A 16,858-nucleotide genomic window follows, 5' to 3' on the forward strand; every position below is an offset into this window, starting at 1 on the left:
CCATATATTTTGGACGCCGCAATGACGACTCAGAACGAATCCGCCGACATCCAGTTGCTCAAGACCTTCAACGACGCCTGGAATCACCACGACATCGACGCCCTCATGGCCTGCATGACGGACACCTGTGTGTTTCACGCCGTGGCCGGCCCCGACGTGCTGGGCCGCACCTTCGAAGGACGCGACGCCGTGCGCGCCGCATTTGCGTCCGCGTGGGAGAACTTCCCTGATGCGTCGTGGACCGAGGGCGTGCACTTCGTCACCGGAAATCGCGGCGTATCCGAATCGACATTCCGCGGCACGAAGGCCGACGGCAGTCGCGTCGAGGCGCGCATGGTCGACGTCTTCACCCTGCGCGACGGCAAGATCGAGGTGAAGAACGCCTTCCGTAAAGACCGCCCCGCGTTCTGACGCGCATTCGTCACCTTCGCAGCGCCAATGGCATTGGTTGCAATTTATTTCGTTTTTCAATACAAAACGTACCAAATAATAAAAATACTGATTGACCATGACAAACAGATCCCCTAGATTTCGCTTTACACACTGAAATCGGAATTATTTGTTCCGTTTATTTTTCACTGGAGACACCCATGAATGCCAAAGATCCGGCTACGGCCCCCCAGCAACCGGTTGCCGCCGACGACGGCCCGCAGGCCATGACGCCGTCTGAAGCCTTCGTCGAAACGATGGTCGCCAATGGCGTGAGCGAGATGTTCGGCATCATGGGCTCGGCCTTCATGGACGCGATGGACATCTTTGCGCCGGCCGGCATTCGCCTGATCCCGGTGGTGCACGAGCAAGGCGCCGGTCACATGGCCGACGGTTATGCTCGCGTGTCGGGCCGTCACGGTGTCGTGATCGGCCAGAACGGCCCCGGCATCAGCAACTGCGTGACGGCCATTGCCGCCGCCTACTGGGCCCATAGCCCGGTCGTGATCGTCACGCCGGAGGCCGGCACGATGGGCATCGGCCTCGGTGGCTTTCAGGAAGCGAAGCAATTGCCGATGTTCCAGGAGTTCACGAAGTATCAGGGTCACGTGACGCACCCGGCCCGCATGGCCGAATTCACGGGCCGTTGCTTCGATCGCGCAATGGCCGAAATGGGGCCGACGCAACTCAACATCCCGCGCGACTACTTCTACGGTCAGATCAAGACCGAGATTCCGCGCCCGCAACGTCTCGACCGTGGCGCTGGCGGTGACGAACGCCTGAACGAAGCGGCCGAACTGCTCGCACAAGCCAGGTTCCCGGTCATCATCTCGGGCGGCGGCGTGGTCATGGCCGACGCCGTCGAGGAGTGCAAGGCGCTCGCCGAGCGCCTGGGTGCGCCGGTGGTGAACAGCTATCTGCACAACGACTCGTTCCCGGCCAGCCATCCGCTGTGGTGCGGCCCGCTCGGCTATCAAGGCTCGAAGGCCGCGATGAAGCTGCTCGCTCAGGCCGACGTGGTCGTCGCACTCGGCTCGCGCCTCGGACCGTTCGGCACGCTGCCGCAACACGGTCTGGACTACTGGCCGAAGCACGCCAAGATCATCCAGATCGATGCCGATCACAAGATGCTCGGCCTCGTGAAGAAGATCTCGGTCGGTATCTGCGGCGATGCGAAGGCGGCTGCCGTAGCGCTGTCGCAGCGTCTGGCCGAACGCACGCTCGTGTGCGACGCCACGCGCGCCGCTCGCGCCGACCAGATCGCTACTGAAAAAGCGGCGTGGGAGAAGGAACTCGACGAATGGACGCACGAGCGCGATCCGTACAGCCTCGACATGATCGAAGAGCAAAAGCGCGAGCGCACCTTCAACGGCGGCGAGTATCTGCATCCGCGTCAGGTGCTGCGCGAGTTGGAGAAGGCCATGCCGGAAGACGTCATGGTCTCGACCGACATCGGCAACATCAACTCAGTAGCCAACAGCTATCTGCGCTTCAACAAGCCGCGCAGCTTCTTCGCAGCCATGAGTTGGGGCAACTGCGGCTACGCGTTCCCGACGATCATCGGCGCCAAGGTCGCGGCGCCGCACCGGCCGGCGATCTCGTATGCGGGCGATGGGGCGTGGGGCATGAGCCTGATGGAAACGCTCACCTGCGTGCGTCACAACATTCCGGTCACGGCCGTGGTCTTCCATAACCGCCAGTGGGGCGCCGAGAAGAAGAATCAGGTGGACTTCTACAACCGGCGCTTCGTGGCAGGCGAACTCGAGAGTCCGAGCTTTGCCAACATCGCGCGGGCGATGGGCGCCGAGGGCATCGTGGTCGATCGTCTGGAAGACGTGGGCCCGGCGCTCAAGAAGGCCATCGACCTGCAGATGAATCACGGCAAAACAACGATCATCGAAATCATGTGTACCCGCGAGCTGGGCGATCCGTTCCGCCGCGACGCACTGTCAAAGCCCGTGCGCATGCTCGACAAGTACAAGGACTACGTCTGACGCGGTTGGGGTCATTCGTGTTACAGCGCTCCCGGCGCTGTGGGTGCCCGGGGCGCTTTTTTGTTTTCTCGACATCATGAAAGCCATCAATCGCATCATCGATACCGCGCGCCGCGCACCGATGCGCATCGTGTTGTGCGAATCGGAAGACGAGCGGGTGCTCACCGCCGCCGCCCGTGCCACGCGCGAGGGTATCGCACGCATCGTGCTCGTCGGCGATATCGGCAAGACCCGGCGCGCGGCCGAGGCGGCGCACATCGATCTGGCCGGCATGGAACTGATCGATCCTGCGACGTCGGCGATGACGGACGCGTTCGCGCAAACGTGGCACGATATGCGCGCAAACAAGGGAATGACGCGCGCGCGCGCCACCGAGGAGATGCGCTCGCCCCTGGGTTTCGCCAACATGATGGTGCGGCTCGGTCACGCCGACGGCGCCGTCGCCGGCGCCGTGAACACGACCGCCGATGTGGTGCGCATGGCCATACAGATCATTGGCGTGCAACCGTCGTTTCAACTCGTATCGAGCTTCTTTCTGATGATGCTCTGCGAGCCGTTCCATACGATGAAGGGCGGTCTGATCTTTTCCGACTGCGCCCTTGTCGTCGATCCCGATGCTGCGCAGCTCGCGCAGATCGCCCTTGCCGCGGCCGACAGCGCGAGCGCCCTGCTCATGGAGCCCCCGCGCGTCGCCATGCTGTCGTTTTCGACGAGCGGCAGCGCGAAACATGCGGCCGTGGACAAAGTCGTGGAAGCGACGCGTCTCGTCAAGGAAGCCCGGCCAGCGTTGGCCATCGACGGCGACGTCCAGCTCGATGCTGCCATCGTCTCCGAAATCGCTCAGCGCAAGGTCGTGCACTCGCAAGTCGAGGGACATGCCAACACGCTCATCTTCCCCAATCTCGACGCCGGCAATATCGGCTACAAGCTGGCCGAACGCATCGGCGGCGCAAAGGCGATCGGCCCCTTGCTGCAAGGGCTGAACCGTCCGGCGAACGACCTGTCGCGCGGTTGCAGCGCCGACGACATCTATTACGTGATCGGCGTGACCTGCGTGCAAGCGCAGGCTGCCCGCGCGAAACTCACCGGCACGTCGCCGCTCGCCACCCCGCCGTGACGCTTCACGCGGGCCGGACGTTATCCGTGTGCGCGACGGCCGCCGCTGCCGATCCAGTCGACAAGTCTCGTGAGCGTCGTCATGTCGGGAAGTGAACTCAGATCCAACGCAAGCGAGTTCCGGTAATACGGGCTGAGATCCAGGCCAACGCCGAAGCCCAGCACCTCCACGTCGCCGAGGGCTCGCTGCTGCGCCACGACCTCACGCAAATGATGATCGAGATAATGCTCGTCGTTGACTTGATTGGTGGCCGCGTCCATCGGGCTACCGTCCGAAATCACGATCAGCAGACGCCGGTTCGCGCTGCGTGAGCGCAACCGCTCGCAAGCCCACTCCACCGCCTCGCCGTCCACCCCCTCGCGAAACAGATCGGCCTTGAACAACGACGCAATGCCCGTTCGCGCGCGCCGCCAACTCGTGACGGCGTCTTTGAAGATCAGATGCGAGACTTCGTTCAGACGCCCCGGGAATCGGGGTTCGCCGTGCGCGAGCCAGGCGGTGCGGGCGCGTCCGCCGTTCCACGCGCCGGTCGTGAAACCCAGGATTTCGTTGGTGACACCCGCCGCGTCGAGTGCGCGGGACAAGACATCGACAATCATCGCCACCGCTTCGATGTGCGCTTTCATCGACCCCGAACAGTCGATCAGGAAGCTCACCATCGATTCGGCGATCAACGTGTGCTTCTCGAGCCGGAACAACCGCCGCTCGGCAGGCGAACTGACCAGTTGCGCAAGGCGCCGTCCGTCGATGCGTCCCTGCTCTTCGCCGAACGACCAGCCGTCGCGTTGCGGCACCGCCAGCGCCGCCTTGAGGGCACGCGCGAGCCTCGGCACGTTGATCGCTTGCGCGACGATTCGCTCGTCGAGGCGCTCGCGGAATTCGGTCAGCAGCGCACGACGCACGAGCGTGCCTGCATACAGTTCGCGGTCGTAGCGATTCGTAAAGACGCGATAACCTTGCGCCGACGCCTTGAGCACGCGGCTATCGCCCGAGTGCGCGAGCGTGATGCCGTCGTCTTCCCGTTCGTCGAAATCGAGAAAAAGCGAGAAGGCATTGCGCGCGCCTTTTTCCTCCTCGTCGCCCTTATCCGCGCCGTCCGCTTGCTCGCCGCCCGCCGCGCGAATCAGACCCGCGATGTCGGCGGCCAGCGCGCGCGCGTACACGGCGAAGGCCGCCTGATCGGCCCGCGTTCGGCGCATGCCCGCGAGCGCGCCGCCAATACGCGGCGCGATGGCCATGCGTGTGGCTTCGATCAGTCCTTCTGTGTCCTCGACGACGGGATAACCCGTCAATCTCGACCAGGCCATTTGCGCGACGGTGTAGAGCAACAACCCGACATGACTGTCGGCCACGCCGGTGACGTGCATCGCGCGCGACCACGCTTCGAACCGGTCGCGCAGGTTCTTCGCCACGCCGGGCATGCCCGGCGGGACGAACGTCTCGCAACGCAATTGCTCCATCAGCTCGAAGAGCAGTCGCTTGAGCGGCGCGTCGGGTTGCAGGCGGTGGTGCAGCGCAGCGTCACTGTGCCGCAACCGTAGCGCCGCGCCGTCGGCAGCACCGCGCAACGTGTCCGATGCGGTGGCAGATCCCGGCAGCGTTTGCAGATGCGGCGCATGCAGCGGCAGCGGCCGCATGTTCCGGCACAGGCGCGCGCCGCTGTAATGCAGCGCTGCGTCGCCGGTCAACGCGCGCACCGTCGCAGCACATAGGGCCACACCGCGCGCGGCGCGCCGTGCCGCCTCGCGCTCGGAGATCGTCACGATGCATCGGCCAGCAGCGAGCGGCCACCCTCGTTGGCGGGCAACTCGTGGCCGAAGGCGCGCTGGTAAAACTCGGCCACCACGGCACGCTCGGCCTCGTCGCATTTGTTCAGGAACGTGAGGCGGAACGCCAGTCCGGCGTCATGGAAAATGCCGGCGTTCTCTGCCCAGTTGATTACCGTGCGCGGCGACATGAGCGTCGACAGATCGCCGGTGGCGAAACCCCTGCGCGTGAGTTCCGCCACGCTCACCATCGAGTCGATGAGCGTACGTCCGGCATCGTTGTCGAGTTCGGGCACACGCGCCAGCACAATGCCCGCTTCATCCTCACGCGACAGATAGTTGAGCGTTGCGACGACATTCCAGCGGTCGATCTGCGCGTGATTGAGTACCTGCGTGCCGTGATACAACCCGTTGAGATTGCCCAGACCGACGGTGTTCGTCGTGGCAAACATGCGGAAGGCCGGATGCGGATGTATCACGCGATTCTGGTCGAGTAGCGTGAGCTTGCCGTCGCGCTCCAGAATGCGCTGAATCACGAACATCACATCGGGACGGCCGGCGTCGTACTCGTCGAAAATCAACGCCACCGGACGTTGCAGCGCCCACGGCACGATGCCTTCCTGAAACTCGGTGATCTGATGACCGTCGCGCACGACGATGGCGTCTTTGCCCACCAGGTCGAGACGGCTGATATGCCCGTCGAGATTCACCCGGACACACGGCCAGTTCAGCCGCGCCGCCACCTGCTCGACGTGCGTTGATTTTCCGGTGCCGTGCATGCCCTGCACCATCACGCGCCGGTTGCACATGAAGCCGGCGAGAATTGCCAGCGTGACGTCAGGGTTAAAGCGGTACGCCGTGTCGATCTCGGGTACGTGATCGTCTCGCTCGCTGAACGCCGGCACCTGCAGATCCGTATCGATGCCGAATACGGTGCGGGCGTCGACCAGGCGATCCGGTTGTTGGGTTGCGGTCTCCATCACGTCCCTCTCCTGTTCTGCTGTTTCACTGCTCCGGGGCAATGCCAGGGCATCATAACGTTAACTATTTTTAGAAACAATTCGTTCCAATTAATTAAATAACGGATTGACGCTACCCCGGCAGCTCATCTACATTCGAACGAACTGAAACGCATCGAAAACCGGCCAGTGGCGTTCAATCCGCTCGATAGTTCGTTTGGGTACAATACCGCTGATCCATTTTCCGGAACGGTGCATATGAACGACGCAGCGACTCAGCACGACACCCCGTCGGAGAACAAGGCGGATACCCCGACCCTGCGGGCGTTTGCGCTGCTCGAATATCTCGTGGCCGCCGACGCACCGGTGTCGCTCGCCGACATGGCGCACGACATCCAGATGCCGAAGGCTTCGCTGCACCGCATGCTCGGTTCGCTCGAAGCGGGCGGGCTGGTGATTCGCGAACCGGGGCAGAAAAACGCTTACGTGATCGGCCCGCGACTCGCGCAATTGAGTCTGGGCGTGATGATGCAGGCGGGCGCACGGCGCATGCGTCACGCGATTCTCGGCCGTCTCGTGGCCGATCTCGGCGAGACGTGCAACCTCACGATGCTGCACGAAACCGAAGTGCTCTATCTCGATCGCATGGAAGCGCCGTGGCCGCTGCGTCTCGATCTCAAGCCGGGCTCACATGTACCCGCACACAGCAGTGCGAGCGGCAAGTTGCTACTCGCCATGATGCCGCGCGAGCAACGTGCCGCCCTGCTGCGCGCGATGAAGCTGCAACGCTTCACGCCGAATACGCTGACCGATCCGGAATTGCTGGAGAGCGAACTCGACCGCATTGCGCATAAGGGCATCGCCGTCGATAACGAAGAATTCGTGCTGGGCATTGCATGCGTAGCCGCGCCCGTACTCAAGGAAGACGGCTCGTGCATCGCCGCCGTGGCCGTGCACGCCCCCGTCTCGCGCACGTCGCTGTCGAAGGCAATGGAGTTCGTGCCGCGTCTGCGAGAAGCCGCAAAGGAACTCGCCAAGACGTTCTGACGCGTCAGAGCGCTTTCGACTTTTCTTCCGCATCCGCTTTTTTCGCCAACGCCTGCGTCTTGCCGGCCCGCTGCCAGTCGAGCAGCGGCGCGAGCACCGCTCGCACGTGTCCGTCCTCGATCGCGCGCACCGGCACGCCTACCGCAACCATGCCACGCACGAACTCTTCGTTATCGATGCCGATGCCGCGCGCGGCCAGCCGGTCCAGCTCCGCGTCAAGCAGGTTGACGTCTGTAATGGTGCGTGGCGTCATGCGCTTGAGCGACAAGCGCGAGAGCACCGCCCGACGCTCGGCCGCCGCCATCTGAGACAGGAACAACTTGCCGCTCGCCGTGCAATGCAACGGCACGCGCATGCCGGGATGCATCTGCATGCGCAGCGGTTCGTTCGTCTCCACTCGCTCAATGTAGAGCACCTCATCGCCGTCGAGCGCCGTCAGATTGACGGTCTCGCCGACGCGATCCACCAGCGTGCGCAGCAGCGAACGCGCCGCGCGCGTGAAGTTGTTGTTCGCCAGCGTGACCAGCGCCAGTCGCGCGGACCGCGGCCCCAACGACAGGCCTCGCTCCGACCCGCGCGAATCGGGCACATGCGCGACGTAGCCGCATAACTCGAGCGCCTCGATCAGGCGCATGAGTGTGGCCTTCGGAATCGACAGACGCGTCGCGAGTTGCGACAACGTGTAGGGCTGTCCGGCCATCGCCAGCCGCTCGATGACGGCCAGCGCCCGCAAGTTCCGCGCCTCGTCGCTCGCGCGCAAGTCCCCTTCGTCCAGCGTGCCCGTCTCGCGCATCGCGCCTCCTCGCTCGTCGCTCATACGCAATAAAGGAAACAAAATATACCAATTAATCGAACGGCATCTGCCTCGGGATAACCCCGGTGCAACGCCGCTCACGCACCGAATACGCCGTTAATCGATGCGCCGCGCCTGCACCTCCCTAGTGAAACCCCGCAGATGCGCCGCAACAATCGCCGCGTTCTGAGACGGCAAGCGCGAAATCCGTTTCAGTTTTCCGTTGCGCGCCGCTTTTCACTTGGCATTTGCGTACGGCTCGCCGACATTGGATCGAAACAATCCGAAACGAATCGTTTCATCCCATCGAAGCAAACGCGAGGCAGGAGACGGGCGGTATGGAACATGAGGTCGACTATCTGATCGTCGGTGCGGGCTCCGCCGGGTGCGTGCTCGCCAATCGTCTGAGCGCAGATCCCGCGTGCCGGGTGTTGCTGCTCGAAGCCGGCGGCCCCGATAGCAATCCATGGATTCACATCCCGGTCGGCTATTTCAAGACGATGCACGACCCGGAACTCGACTGGTGCTATCGCACTGAAGCCGACGCCAATGTCGCCAACCGTCGGATCGACTGGCCGCGCGGCAAGGTTCTCGGCGGTTCAAGCTCGCTCAACGGCCTGCTCTACGTGCGAGGTCAGCGCGAAGACTACGACCACTGGGCTGCACTGGGCAATCGCGGCTGGCGCTACGCCGACGTGCTGCCGTACTTCCGCAAATCCGAAGATCAGGAACACGGCGAGAACGAGTATCACGGCGTTGGCGGCCCGCTGAAGGTATCCGACCTGCGTCTGCGCCGTCCCATCGCAGAACACTTCATCGCCGCCGCGAAAGACACCGGCATCCCCTTCAACGAGGACTATAACGGCGCGACACAGGAAGGCGTCGGCTACTTCCAGCAGACGGCCTTCAAGGGACTTCGCTGGAGCACGGCCAAGGGTTTTCTCAAGCCGGTTCGCGAACGCCCCAACCTGATCGTGGAGACGCGGGCGCAGACGTGCCGTGTCCTGTTTGACGGCAAGCGCGCCATCGGCGTGGAATATCTGCAAAACAACGAGCGCAAGAAGGCCCGCGCGCGCGTGGAGGTCGTTCTTGCGGCCGGGGCCATCGGCTCGCCGCAGATACTGCAAAACTCGGGCGTGGGTCCGACGGCGGTGCTCGCCAAAGCGGGCGTTGCGCTGCGGCATGCGTTGCCCGGTGTCGGCCGGAATCTGCAAGATCACCTGCAAGTGCGCCTCGTCTTCAAGACCCGCGAGCGTACGCTCAACGACGAAGTGAACAACCCGCTTCGCAAGGCGCTCATCGGTCTGCAATACGCCATGTTCCGTACCGGGCCGCTCACGCTCGCCGCCAGTCAGGTGACGATCTTCACGCGCTCGCGCCCGGACTGTCCCGACATTACGCGCCCCGACATTCAGTTCCATATGCAGCCGCTGTCCGCCGACAAGCCGGGCACGGGAGCGCACCGGTTCTCGGCATTCACGTCGTCTGTCTGCCAGCTGCGTCCGTTCAGCCGGGGCAGTGTCGAGATCCGGTCCAACAACCCGCTGCAATACCCGGTCATTCAGGCCAACTATCTGTCGGACGAGCGCGACCATCGCGTTGTGATCGACGGCATCAAGGTGGCGCGCCGCATTGCCGCAGCGCCTTCGCTCGCCCCGCACATCATCGGCGAGTTCGTTCCCGGGGCGAAGTATCAGAGCGACGACGAGCTGTTACAGGCCGCGCGCCAGTTCAGTCAGTCGATCTATCACCCGGCAGGCACCTGCAAGATGGGGCACGACGCCATGGCGGTCGTCGACGACCGTCTGCGCGTACACGGTCTCGCGGCGCTGCGCGTCGTGGACGCGTCGATCATGCCCGAGTTGGTCTCGGGCAACACGAATGCACCGACCATTATGATCGCCGAGAAGGCGGCGGACATGATTCTCGAAGACAGGGAGCAGGCGTCGGGCATGCAGGAGATTCGCGGCAGTGCGCAGACGTCAGCGGAAGCGGCAAGCGTTGCCGTCGCGATTTAGCCAGTCACGTCGGCCCCCAACCATTACAAGACCCGGAGACAACCATGAATGCATCGACCCAGACCGACGCCCGGCAGATGCGCCGTGTCGTCGTCGCCAGCCTCATCGGCGCCACGATCGAGTGGTACGACTTTTTCCTCTACGGCGTGGTCGCCGGCATTGTGTTCAACAAGCTGTATTTCCCCGGCAGCGATCCGCTCGTCTCGACGATGCTTGCCTACGGCACGTTCGCCGTGGGTTTCCTCAGCCGGCCGTTGGGCGGCGTGATCTTCGGACACTTCGGCGACAAGCTTGGCCGCAAGAGCATGCTCGTGATGACCCTCACCATCATGGGGGTCGCCACCCTGCTCATCGGGTTGGTGCCGACCTATGCGCAGATTGGCCTGTGGGCACCGGTACTCCTGCTCGTGCTGCGAGTGCTGCAAGGCATCGGGCTGGGCGGTGAATGGGGCGGCGCGGTACTCATGGCGTTCGAATACGCGCCAAAGGAAAAGCGCGGCTATTACGCCAGCATTCCGCAGGTGGGCCTCGCGCTCGGTCTGTGTCTGGCCTCCGGCGTGGTCGCGTTGCTGTCGTACACCCTCACCGCCGCGCAGTTCCTCACGTGGGGCTGGCGGCTGGCGTTCTTCCTGTCGGTCGGCCTCGTCGCCATCGGCATGTATATCCGTCTGAACGTGATGGAAACGCCCGAGTTCACGAAGATCAAGAAGGCCGGGACCGAGATCAGGATTCCGATTGCCGAAGTGCTCACGCGCAACCCCGGCAACGTGCTGGCGGGCATGGGCGCACGCTTCATCGACGGCGTGTTCTTCAACATCTTCGGCGTGTTCTCGATTGCCTATCTGACGCAGACGCTCAAGCTCTCGCAGACCGAGGCACTCACCGGGGTAATGGCCGCCGCGTTCGTGATGATTTTCACCATCCCGTTCTTCGGCAAGCTATCCGATCGCATCGGCCGCACGCGCATCTACTTCTGGGGCTCGCTCGCGACGGGCCTCTCGTCATTCGCGGGGTTCTGGCTGATGAAGGCGAGCGGCGGCAACGTGATGCTCGTCTGGCTGTCCATCGTGATTCCGCTGGGCGTGATCTACGCATCGGTCTACGGGCCGGAAGCGGCGCTCTTCTCGGAGCTGTTCGACGCCAGGGTGCGCTACACCGGTATCTCCTTCGTCTACCAGTTCTCGGGAATCTTCGCGAGCGGACTGAGCCCGATCATCGCCACGTACCTGTTGCGGAAGAACGGCGGCGAGCCGTGGATGATTTGCATCTACGTGCTGTGTGCCGGCCTTGTCAGCGCGCTGTCCGCTGCCTGGATCGGCAGCCGCAAGCGCCGCCAGCACGTTTGGCACGGGGCGGGGGTGACCGAGCACTGACGGCAGGCATTAACATCGATGCACCGACGCACCGATGCGCCGACCCGGCGCCGGTGCGCAACGAACCGCGAACAGGGCGACTCCTTCACCGGAATGCGCCTGTTCCCTTACGTATTTCGCATCCTGCACGACCCGGATCCGTCCGTGAAGGGGCGATCTCGTGCGATGATTCGGGGTATCGCTCACGTGCCTCGCGCGACCCTCCGGCAACGCCCTTTCACGCCGTCTGCATATTTTCTTGCAGTGCAAAGGATTGTCTGCGCCGGGCACGACGAAAGCCTGTTGCCCCAATCCTCTGGCCCGCGAGACATAATGCAGCGAGACCCGTCGCTAGATGCCGCTATTCCCGAAGACGAACCTGATCGTCCGGGGCCCCTCTCGGAAGCGTCCCTGCTCGGTGCGCCGTCGACGCCACCCGGCCCAGCCTCGGCAGACGCCGCGCCGCTGCCCATCAGTGTCTATCCGGCGCTCATGGGCATTCTGCTGGCGTATGGCGTGCTGGTTGTCGGCAATGGGCTCTTCGCCACCGCCATCCCCTTTCATGCGCTGAAGTACGGTGCGTCGACGTTCACGATCGGTGTGATCCAGTCGTGCTACTACGGCGGCTTTCTGCTCGGCGCGTTCTACAACCGCTCGCTCATCGAGCGCATCGGGCAACATCGCGCGTTCGTGGCCTTCACCGCGCTGGCCGCCCTGTTCGTGATGGGCTTCGCGGTGAGCGAGACCACGCTCACCCTCTGCGTGCTGCGGCTCGGTACCGGCTTCGCGCTGATGGGCATGTACACCACCGTGGAGAGCTGGCTCAACGGCTCGGTGCCGAATACGATGCGCGGGCGCGTCTTCGGCTCCTATCTCACCATCAACTACCTCGCCGTGAGTACCGGACAATTCCTGCTCAACATCGGAGAGGCCGGCAGCGAGGGGCAGCTTCTACTCGTCGCGGGACTGTTCGTCGCGGCGATTCTGCCCATCACGCTCATGCAGGGATGGCCAACGCGTGTCGCCGACGAACGACTCGTCAAACGACCGGCAATCGGCCTCTTCGACAGCGTCGCCGAAATGGCACGCGCCACGCCAATTGCCATTCCGGGCTGCATTCTCGCCGGGTTTCTGTACAGCGCGTTCTACGCCATCATGCCGGTCTACCTCACGCGCATCGGCCTGTCGATCGGCAGCCTGTCGACGTTGATGGGGGTGGCGCTCTTCGGCGCGCTGCTCATGCAATGGCCGGTGGGCCGGCTGTCGGATCGCATGGACCGGCGCACGCTGTCGCGGCGTCTCGCGTTTGCGTCGGCCGCGTTCTGCGCACCGTTGATCGTCTTCCAGGCACACTGGCTGGTGTTCGTGCTGATGTTCCTGTTCTCTGCGGTCAACTTCACACAGTACGGGCTGATCGTCTCGCATGTGAACGACCGTACGGTGCCCGAACGGCGTGTGGCGGTGAGCGCCACGCTGCTCATTCTCTTCTCGGTCGGGGGCATTCTCGGACCGATGATCGCCTCGATGGCCGTGACGCTGCTCGGCCCGGGTGGCCTGCACGTCTTCAACGTCGTCTGCGCACTATCGCTCGCTCGGGTCGCCCGGAGAGCACAATTGCTGGCGCCCTGACGGATGACGTTCATGGGCGCGGGCGTAAGGGCATAGGGGTGTAGAGACAATCCGTTAAGTACGCAGCAAACGGAACGCGATGCCGCACTCGCAAGCACCGCCGAATCTCGCCGAGAAGCCCCATTCTGGTGCAGTCATGCCGCTCACTGGTGCGATGCGTCACAACGCCGGGGGAAAATCGCGGACAATATCGCCGGCGCCGCCAGGTGCCTTTGAGCACGCTTCTTGCTCATCTATTCTGTACATAACACTGCTCCCCCACGCCTGCCTCTACCATGACCATGATCGATCTCGACGCCCCCGGTTTGCTGCCGCCCCGTCTGACAGCGGCCGAGGACGGCCGACGCATCGTCATTTACGGCGACTTCACGATTTGCAGCGTCTTCCAACCGGTGTTCTCGGTCTCGCACCGCCGCGCCATCGGCTATCACGCGTCCTTGCGCGCGCATGACGCCGAAGGCCGTCACGTTCCATCGCATGAAGTCTTCACGCTCGCGGCACGTCACGGCGACATGCTCGAACTCGGCCGGCTGGCCGAATCGCTGCATCTGGGCAACTTCTGTGAGTTCGATGGCCGCGACGCGTGGCTCTTCCTGAGCCTGCACCCCGCGGCATTGATGGACACGGTCTACGGCGAGGCGCTCATCGCCACGCTCAAAGCCACCGGCCTGTCGCCGCAACGCGTGGTGCTCGAAGTGCCGGAGCAGGCGGGCGGCGACACGCCGCGCTTCGGCGCCATTGTCGGCAGCCTGCGCAAGGCGGGTTTCCTCATTGCGCTGGGCGGCTTCGGCGCCAAGCACTCGAACATCGACCGGGTATGGGATCTGCGCCCCGATATCGTGGCGCTCGATCGCGGCATTCTCGCGCAGGCAACCGAGCAATCGCATCTGGCGCGCGTGCTGCCCGGGCTCGTGTCGCTGCTGCACGAATCGGGACAGTTGGTCATGATGTGCGGGCTCACGACGGATCGCGAAGCCCTGCTCGCCCTGGAGTGCAACGTGGACTTCGTGCAAGGGCAGCATTTTGCGGCGCCCGATGTCGATCCCGTACCGCCAAAGATTGCCGCCGAGCGTATGGATGTGCTCTCGTCGGGACTACGCACGCTACTCGTCGAACGCGAGCGCGCCGAGCATGCGCGGCTCGCACCGTACGTGGCGGGCATCGAATCGGCGGCGGCGCGCATCGCGCAGGGTCAGGACATCAAACAGGCGACGCACGACTTGCTCGCGCTGCCCGATGCGGCGCGCTGCTTTCTGCTCGACCCGCTCGGACGCCAGATCGGCGATAACGTGTTGCCGCACAGCCATTCCTCACAGCGCGCCAAACGTTTCCGTCCGCTGTTGCACTCGGAGGGCGCGAACTGGGCGCGGCGGCCGTACTTCATCGAAGCCATGCGCGCGCCCGGCGAGGTGCATTTCACCCCGCCTTATCTCTCGATCAACGAGGCACACCTTTGTGTGACGGCTTCGATTGCCACGCCCGCCCAACAGGGGCTGCACGTGCTCTGCGTCGATATCAACTGGTAACTCAGGCGGTCGCGCGTTGCACCCGGTAGCGCTCGAGCCAGTGGGCATACGGCGCAGGAAGCACCCACGACGCACGCGCCACGTCAAGCTCGCGTGCCGCGTAGTACGGCCAGTGCGGGTTGGCCAGCAACGCGCGGCCGATCATCACGAGGTCCATCTGTCCGTCGGCCACCACGCGGTTGGCCGCGTGGGGGTCGTCAATGCCCCACGACGACGCCACGGCAATGCCGGCTTCCTTCTTGACGCGCTCGGCAATCGGCGCGAGGAACGCTGAGCCCCAGGGGATATTCGCGGTGGGCGTCGAGAAACCGACGCTCACGTTCAACAGATCGAGACCGCCTTCGCGCATCTGACGCGTGAGCGCGATCGATTCCGCCAAAGTCTCCTCGTCGCGGCCGTCGTACTCGATCACGCCGAAACGGGCCGTGAGCGGTAGATGATCGGGCCACACTTCGCGCACGGCGGCGAGCGTCTCGAGCAGGAAGCGGCTGCGGCCGGCGAGATCGCCGCCGTAGGCGTCGTTGCGATGGTTCGCGTGCAGCGAGAAGAAGCTCTGCGCCAGATAGCCGTGGGCAAAGTGCAGTTCCAGCCACTCGAAGCCTGCGGCCAGCGCGCGGCGCGCTGCCGCCACGAAGTCGGCCTTCACGCGCGCGATGTCGTCGAGGGTCATCGCCTTCGGGACCTTGCCGAGATGAGCACCGAAGGGGACTGCGGACGGCGAGATCGTTGGCCAGCCGCGCGGATCGTCTTCCCCGATATGGTCGTCGCCTTCCCACGGGCGGTTGGCACTCGCCTTGCGACCGGCGTGCGCGATCTGAATGCCGGGCACCGCGCCGTGCGCCTTGATGGCCGAGGCAATGCGGGCCATGCCCTGCGCCTGCTCGTCGTTCCACAGACCAGTACATCCGGGGGAAATACGGCCTTCGGGCGAGACAGCGGTCGCCTCGACGATCACCAGACCAGCACCGCCGCGCGCAAGACCGGCGTAATGGGCAAGGTGCCAATCGTTGGTGACACCGTCGATGGCGCTGTACTGACACATCGGCGGAACGGCAACGCGGTTGCGCAACTTGACGCTTTTCAGCGCAAACGGGGAAAACAGGGCGGACATGAGGAGTTCTCTAGGGAGTCAGGGAAAGCGGCGCCGGCTGGCGGAGCGCTGGGCGCCTGGCAGCGATTCGTGGCACCTCGACCGGTTGCGGCCGACACCAGCAATACTAGCCGCACACCACTATAATGAAAACCATCTGCCCATTATCAAATCGATAACAGTTCATTATGGTCAATCCTCAGTGGCTCAAATCGTTCGCCACGCTCGCCGATTTGGGTAACTTCACGCGCACCGCCGACCGGCTGGGCCTCACGCAGGCCGCCGTGAGCCAGCATGTGAAGCATCTCGAGGAGGCGTTCGGGCCGTTGCTCGTGCGGCGTCCACGCGCCGTGGAACTCACGCCTGCCGGGCAGGCGTTGCTGACCTACTGTCTTGAGGTCGAATGTGCGGCCCGGCATCTGCGCTCGCGTCTGGACGATGCGAACGAGGAATGCGGCGTCATCACGCTCATCACGCCGGGCAGCATCGGGCTGTATCTGTGTCCTATCCTGCTCGACATGCAGAAGGCCAACCCCGCGATGGCCGTGCGGCATCGCTTCGCTCCCGACCGCGAAGTGCTCGAAGGCGTATTACAGAATCACTTCGAGTTGGGACTGGTGACGTTACGGCCGGAAGACCCGCGTCTCGCCGCCACGCCGTTCACGCAGGAACCGCTCGAACTGGTGGTCCCGGCGGGGGAAGACGTGCACACATGGGAAGACCTGAAGCGCATCGGATACATCGATCATCCGGACGGCGAAGCCATGTCGACGCGTTTGCTCAGCCGCCGATTCCCGGGCAATCCGGGGGTGCAGAGCCTGCCGTGCAAGGGATGCACGAATCAGATCAGTCTGATTCTCGAATATGTCGCGCGCGGTCTGGGTTTCACCATCATTCCCCAGTACGCGCGACAGGCGTTTGCCTCGCAGGACGCCATTCGGGTGGTGGACTGCGGCCCGCCGGTGGTCGACACGCTGTGGCTCATCCATCGGGCCGAATGGCCGCTCTCGGCGCGCGCGCAACGCGCCGTGGCGCTGCTGCGCGAACGCGTCGACGCGCCGCGCCCGCATGCGTTCGGTGGCAAACGCGTCTTGCGGCCAACGGTGACATAAGCCGCCGGGCGCGCTGGCAGAATCTG

The 16,858-nt window shown here is 64.0% G+C and carries 13 protein-coding genes; 9 read left to right on the forward strand and 4 right to left on the reverse strand.

Going from position 1 to position 16,858, the window contains the following annotated elements:
- The first annotated feature begins 21 nt into the window (after positions 1 to 21).
- The 3 genes from PHO31112_RS10585 (at position 22) to pta (ending at position 3,540) form a co-directional block, all read left to right on the forward strand.
- Positions 22 to 411 carry a nuclear transport factor 2 family protein gene (locus PHO31112_RS10585; protein WP_150620472.1) on the forward strand — a complete coding sequence of 130 codons (390 nt, stop codon included), beginning with the start codon at positions 22 to 24 and terminating at the stop codon, positions 409 to 411.
- Positions 412 to 590: 179 nt separating this feature from the next.
- Positions 591 to 2,423: a sulfoacetaldehyde acetyltransferase gene (gene xsc, locus PHO31112_RS10590; RefSeq protein WP_425495176.1), complete on the forward strand. Its 1,833-nt coding sequence runs from the start codon at positions 591 to 593 to the stop codon at positions 2,421 to 2,423.
- A 76-nt stretch (positions 2,424 to 2,499) separates the two neighbouring features.
- A complete protein-coding gene (pta, locus tag PHO31112_RS10595) occupies positions 2,500 to 3,540 on the forward strand; it encodes a phosphate acetyltransferase (RefSeq protein ID WP_150620473.1) in 1,041 nt (346 codons plus the stop codon).
- A 20-nt stretch (positions 3,541 to 3,560) separates the two neighbouring features.
- Here pta and PHO31112_RS10600 read toward each other — a convergent pair whose 3' ends face one another.
- Both PHO31112_RS10600 and PHO31112_RS10605 read right to left on the reverse strand, forming a co-directional pair.
- Positions 3,561 to 5,303, reverse strand: coding sequence for a cobaltochelatase CobT-related protein (locus PHO31112_RS10600; RefSeq protein ID WP_246178018.1), 1,743 nt, complete (start codon positions 5,301 to 5,303; stop codon positions 3,561 to 3,563).
- The gene (locus tag PHO31112_RS10605) at positions 5,300 to 6,286 is read right to left on the reverse strand and encodes an AAA family ATPase (protein WP_150620475.1); all 987 of its coding nucleotides are present in this window, start codon (positions 6,284 to 6,286) and stop codon (positions 5,300 to 5,302) included. Before PHO31112_RS10605 ends, PHO31112_RS10600 begins: the two co-directional genes overlap by 4 nt.
- 237 nt (positions 6,287 to 6,523) lie before the next feature.
- On the opposite strand from PHO31112_RS10605, the gene PHO31112_RS10610 reads away from it, so the two are divergent.
- Positions 6,524 to 7,312 carry an IclR family transcriptional regulator gene (locus PHO31112_RS10610; protein WP_051126430.1) on the forward strand — a complete coding sequence of 263 codons (789 nt, stop codon included), beginning with the start codon at positions 6,524 to 6,526 and terminating at the stop codon, positions 7,310 to 7,312.
- A gap of 4 nt (positions 7,313 to 7,316) precedes the next feature.
- On the opposite strand, the gene PHO31112_RS10615 is transcribed toward PHO31112_RS10610, so the two are convergent.
- Complete coding sequence (locus tag PHO31112_RS10615; protein WP_150620476.1) at positions 7,317 to 8,105, reverse strand: IclR family transcriptional regulator; 789 nt, start codon at positions 8,103 to 8,105, stop codon at positions 7,317 to 7,319.
- Positions 8,106 to 8,443: 338 nt separating this feature from the next.
- On the opposite strand from PHO31112_RS10615, the gene PHO31112_RS10620 reads away from it, so the two are divergent.
- From PHO31112_RS10620 to PHO31112_RS10635, 4 genes are all read left to right on the forward strand, one after another.
- Positions 8,444 to 10,123, forward strand: a complete 1,680-nt coding sequence (locus PHO31112_RS10620) for a GMC family oxidoreductase (protein WP_150620477.1) — start codon at positions 8,444 to 8,446, stop codon at positions 10,121 to 10,123.
- A gap of 44 nt (positions 10,124 to 10,167) precedes the next feature.
- The gene (locus PHO31112_RS10625) at positions 10,168 to 11,496 is read left to right on the forward strand and encodes an MFS transporter (RefSeq protein WP_150620478.1); all 1,329 of its coding nucleotides are present in this window, start codon (positions 10,168 to 10,170) and stop codon (positions 11,494 to 11,496) included.
- 312 nt (positions 11,497 to 11,808) lie between these two features.
- A complete protein-coding gene (locus PHO31112_RS10630; RefSeq protein WP_174995676.1) occupies positions 11,809 to 13,104 on the forward strand; it encodes an MFS transporter in 1,296 nt (431 codons plus the stop codon).
- 275 nt (positions 13,105 to 13,379) lie between these two features.
- Positions 13,380 to 14,630 (forward strand): EAL domain-containing protein, encoded by a 1,251-nt coding sequence (locus PHO31112_RS10635; RefSeq protein WP_150620480.1) that lies wholly within the window; start codon positions 13,380 to 13,382, stop codon positions 14,628 to 14,630.
- Position 14,631: 1 nt separating this feature from the next.
- Here PHO31112_RS10635 and PHO31112_RS10640 read toward each other — a convergent pair whose 3' ends face one another.
- Positions 14,632 to 15,741: an NADH:flavin oxidoreductase/NADH oxidase gene (locus tag PHO31112_RS10640; RefSeq protein ID WP_150620481.1), complete on the reverse strand. Its 1,110-nt coding sequence runs from the start codon at positions 15,739 to 15,741 to the stop codon at positions 14,632 to 14,634.
- Positions 15,742 to 15,908: 167 nt separating this feature from the next.
- On the opposite strand from PHO31112_RS10640, the gene PHO31112_RS10645 reads away from it, so the two are divergent.
- Positions 15,909 to 16,832 (forward strand): LysR family transcriptional regulator, encoded by a 924-nt coding sequence (locus PHO31112_RS10645; RefSeq protein WP_150620482.1) that lies wholly within the window; start codon positions 15,909 to 15,911, stop codon positions 16,830 to 16,832.
- Positions 16,833 to 16,858 lie beyond the last annotated feature (26 nt).

Origin of the sequence: Pandoraea horticolens (genome assembly GCF_902459555.1) — a bacterium.
Taxonomy (GTDB): domain Bacteria; phylum Pseudomonadota; class Gammaproteobacteria; order Burkholderiales; family Burkholderiaceae; genus Pandoraea; species Pandoraea horticolens.

Excerpts from the sequence above, each read along its gene's own strand:
- PHO31112_RS10625 (WP_150620478.1), top strand. The coding sequence starts at position 10,168 with ATGAATGCATCGACCCAGACCGACGCCCGGCAGATGCGCCGTGTCGTC.
- PHO31112_RS10645 (WP_150620482.1), top strand. The coding sequence starts at position 15,909 with ATGGTCAATCCTCAGTGGCTCAAATCGTTCGCCACGCTCGCCGATTTG.
- PHO31112_RS10605 (WP_150620475.1), bottom strand. The coding sequence starts at position 6,286 with ATGGAGACCGCAACCCAACAACCGGATCGCCTGGTCGACGCCCGCACC.
- xsc (WP_425495176.1), top strand. The coding sequence starts at position 591 with ATGAATGCCAAAGATCCGGCTACGGCCCCCCAGCAACCGGTTGCCGCC.
- PHO31112_RS10585 (WP_150620472.1), top strand. The coding sequence starts at position 22 with ATGACGACTCAGAACGAATCCGCCGACATCCAGTTGCTCAAGACCTTC.
- pta (WP_150620473.1), top strand. The coding sequence starts at position 2,500 with ATGAAAGCCATCAATCGCATCATCGATACCGCGCGCCGCGCACCGATG.
- PHO31112_RS10635 (WP_150620480.1), top strand. The coding sequence starts at position 13,380 with ATGACCATGATCGATCTCGACGCCCCCGGTTTGCTGCCGCCCCGTCTG.
- PHO31112_RS10615 (WP_150620476.1), bottom strand. The coding sequence starts at position 8,105 with ATGCGCGAGACGGGCACGCTGGACGAAGGGGACTTGCGCGCGAGCGAC.
- PHO31112_RS10610 (WP_051126430.1), top strand. The coding sequence starts at position 6,524 with ATGAACGACGCAGCGACTCAGCACGACACCCCGTCGGAGAACAAGGCG.
- PHO31112_RS10640 (WP_150620481.1), bottom strand. The coding sequence starts at position 15,741 with ATGTCCGCCCTGTTTTCCCCGTTTGCGCTGAAAAGCGTCAAGTTGCGC.
- PHO31112_RS10620 (WP_150620477.1), top strand. The coding sequence starts at position 8,444 with ATGGAACATGAGGTCGACTATCTGATCGTCGGTGCGGGCTCCGCCGGG.
- PHO31112_RS10630 (WP_174995676.1), top strand. The coding sequence starts at position 11,809 with ATGCAGCGAGACCCGTCGCTAGATGCCGCTATTCCCGAAGACGAACCT.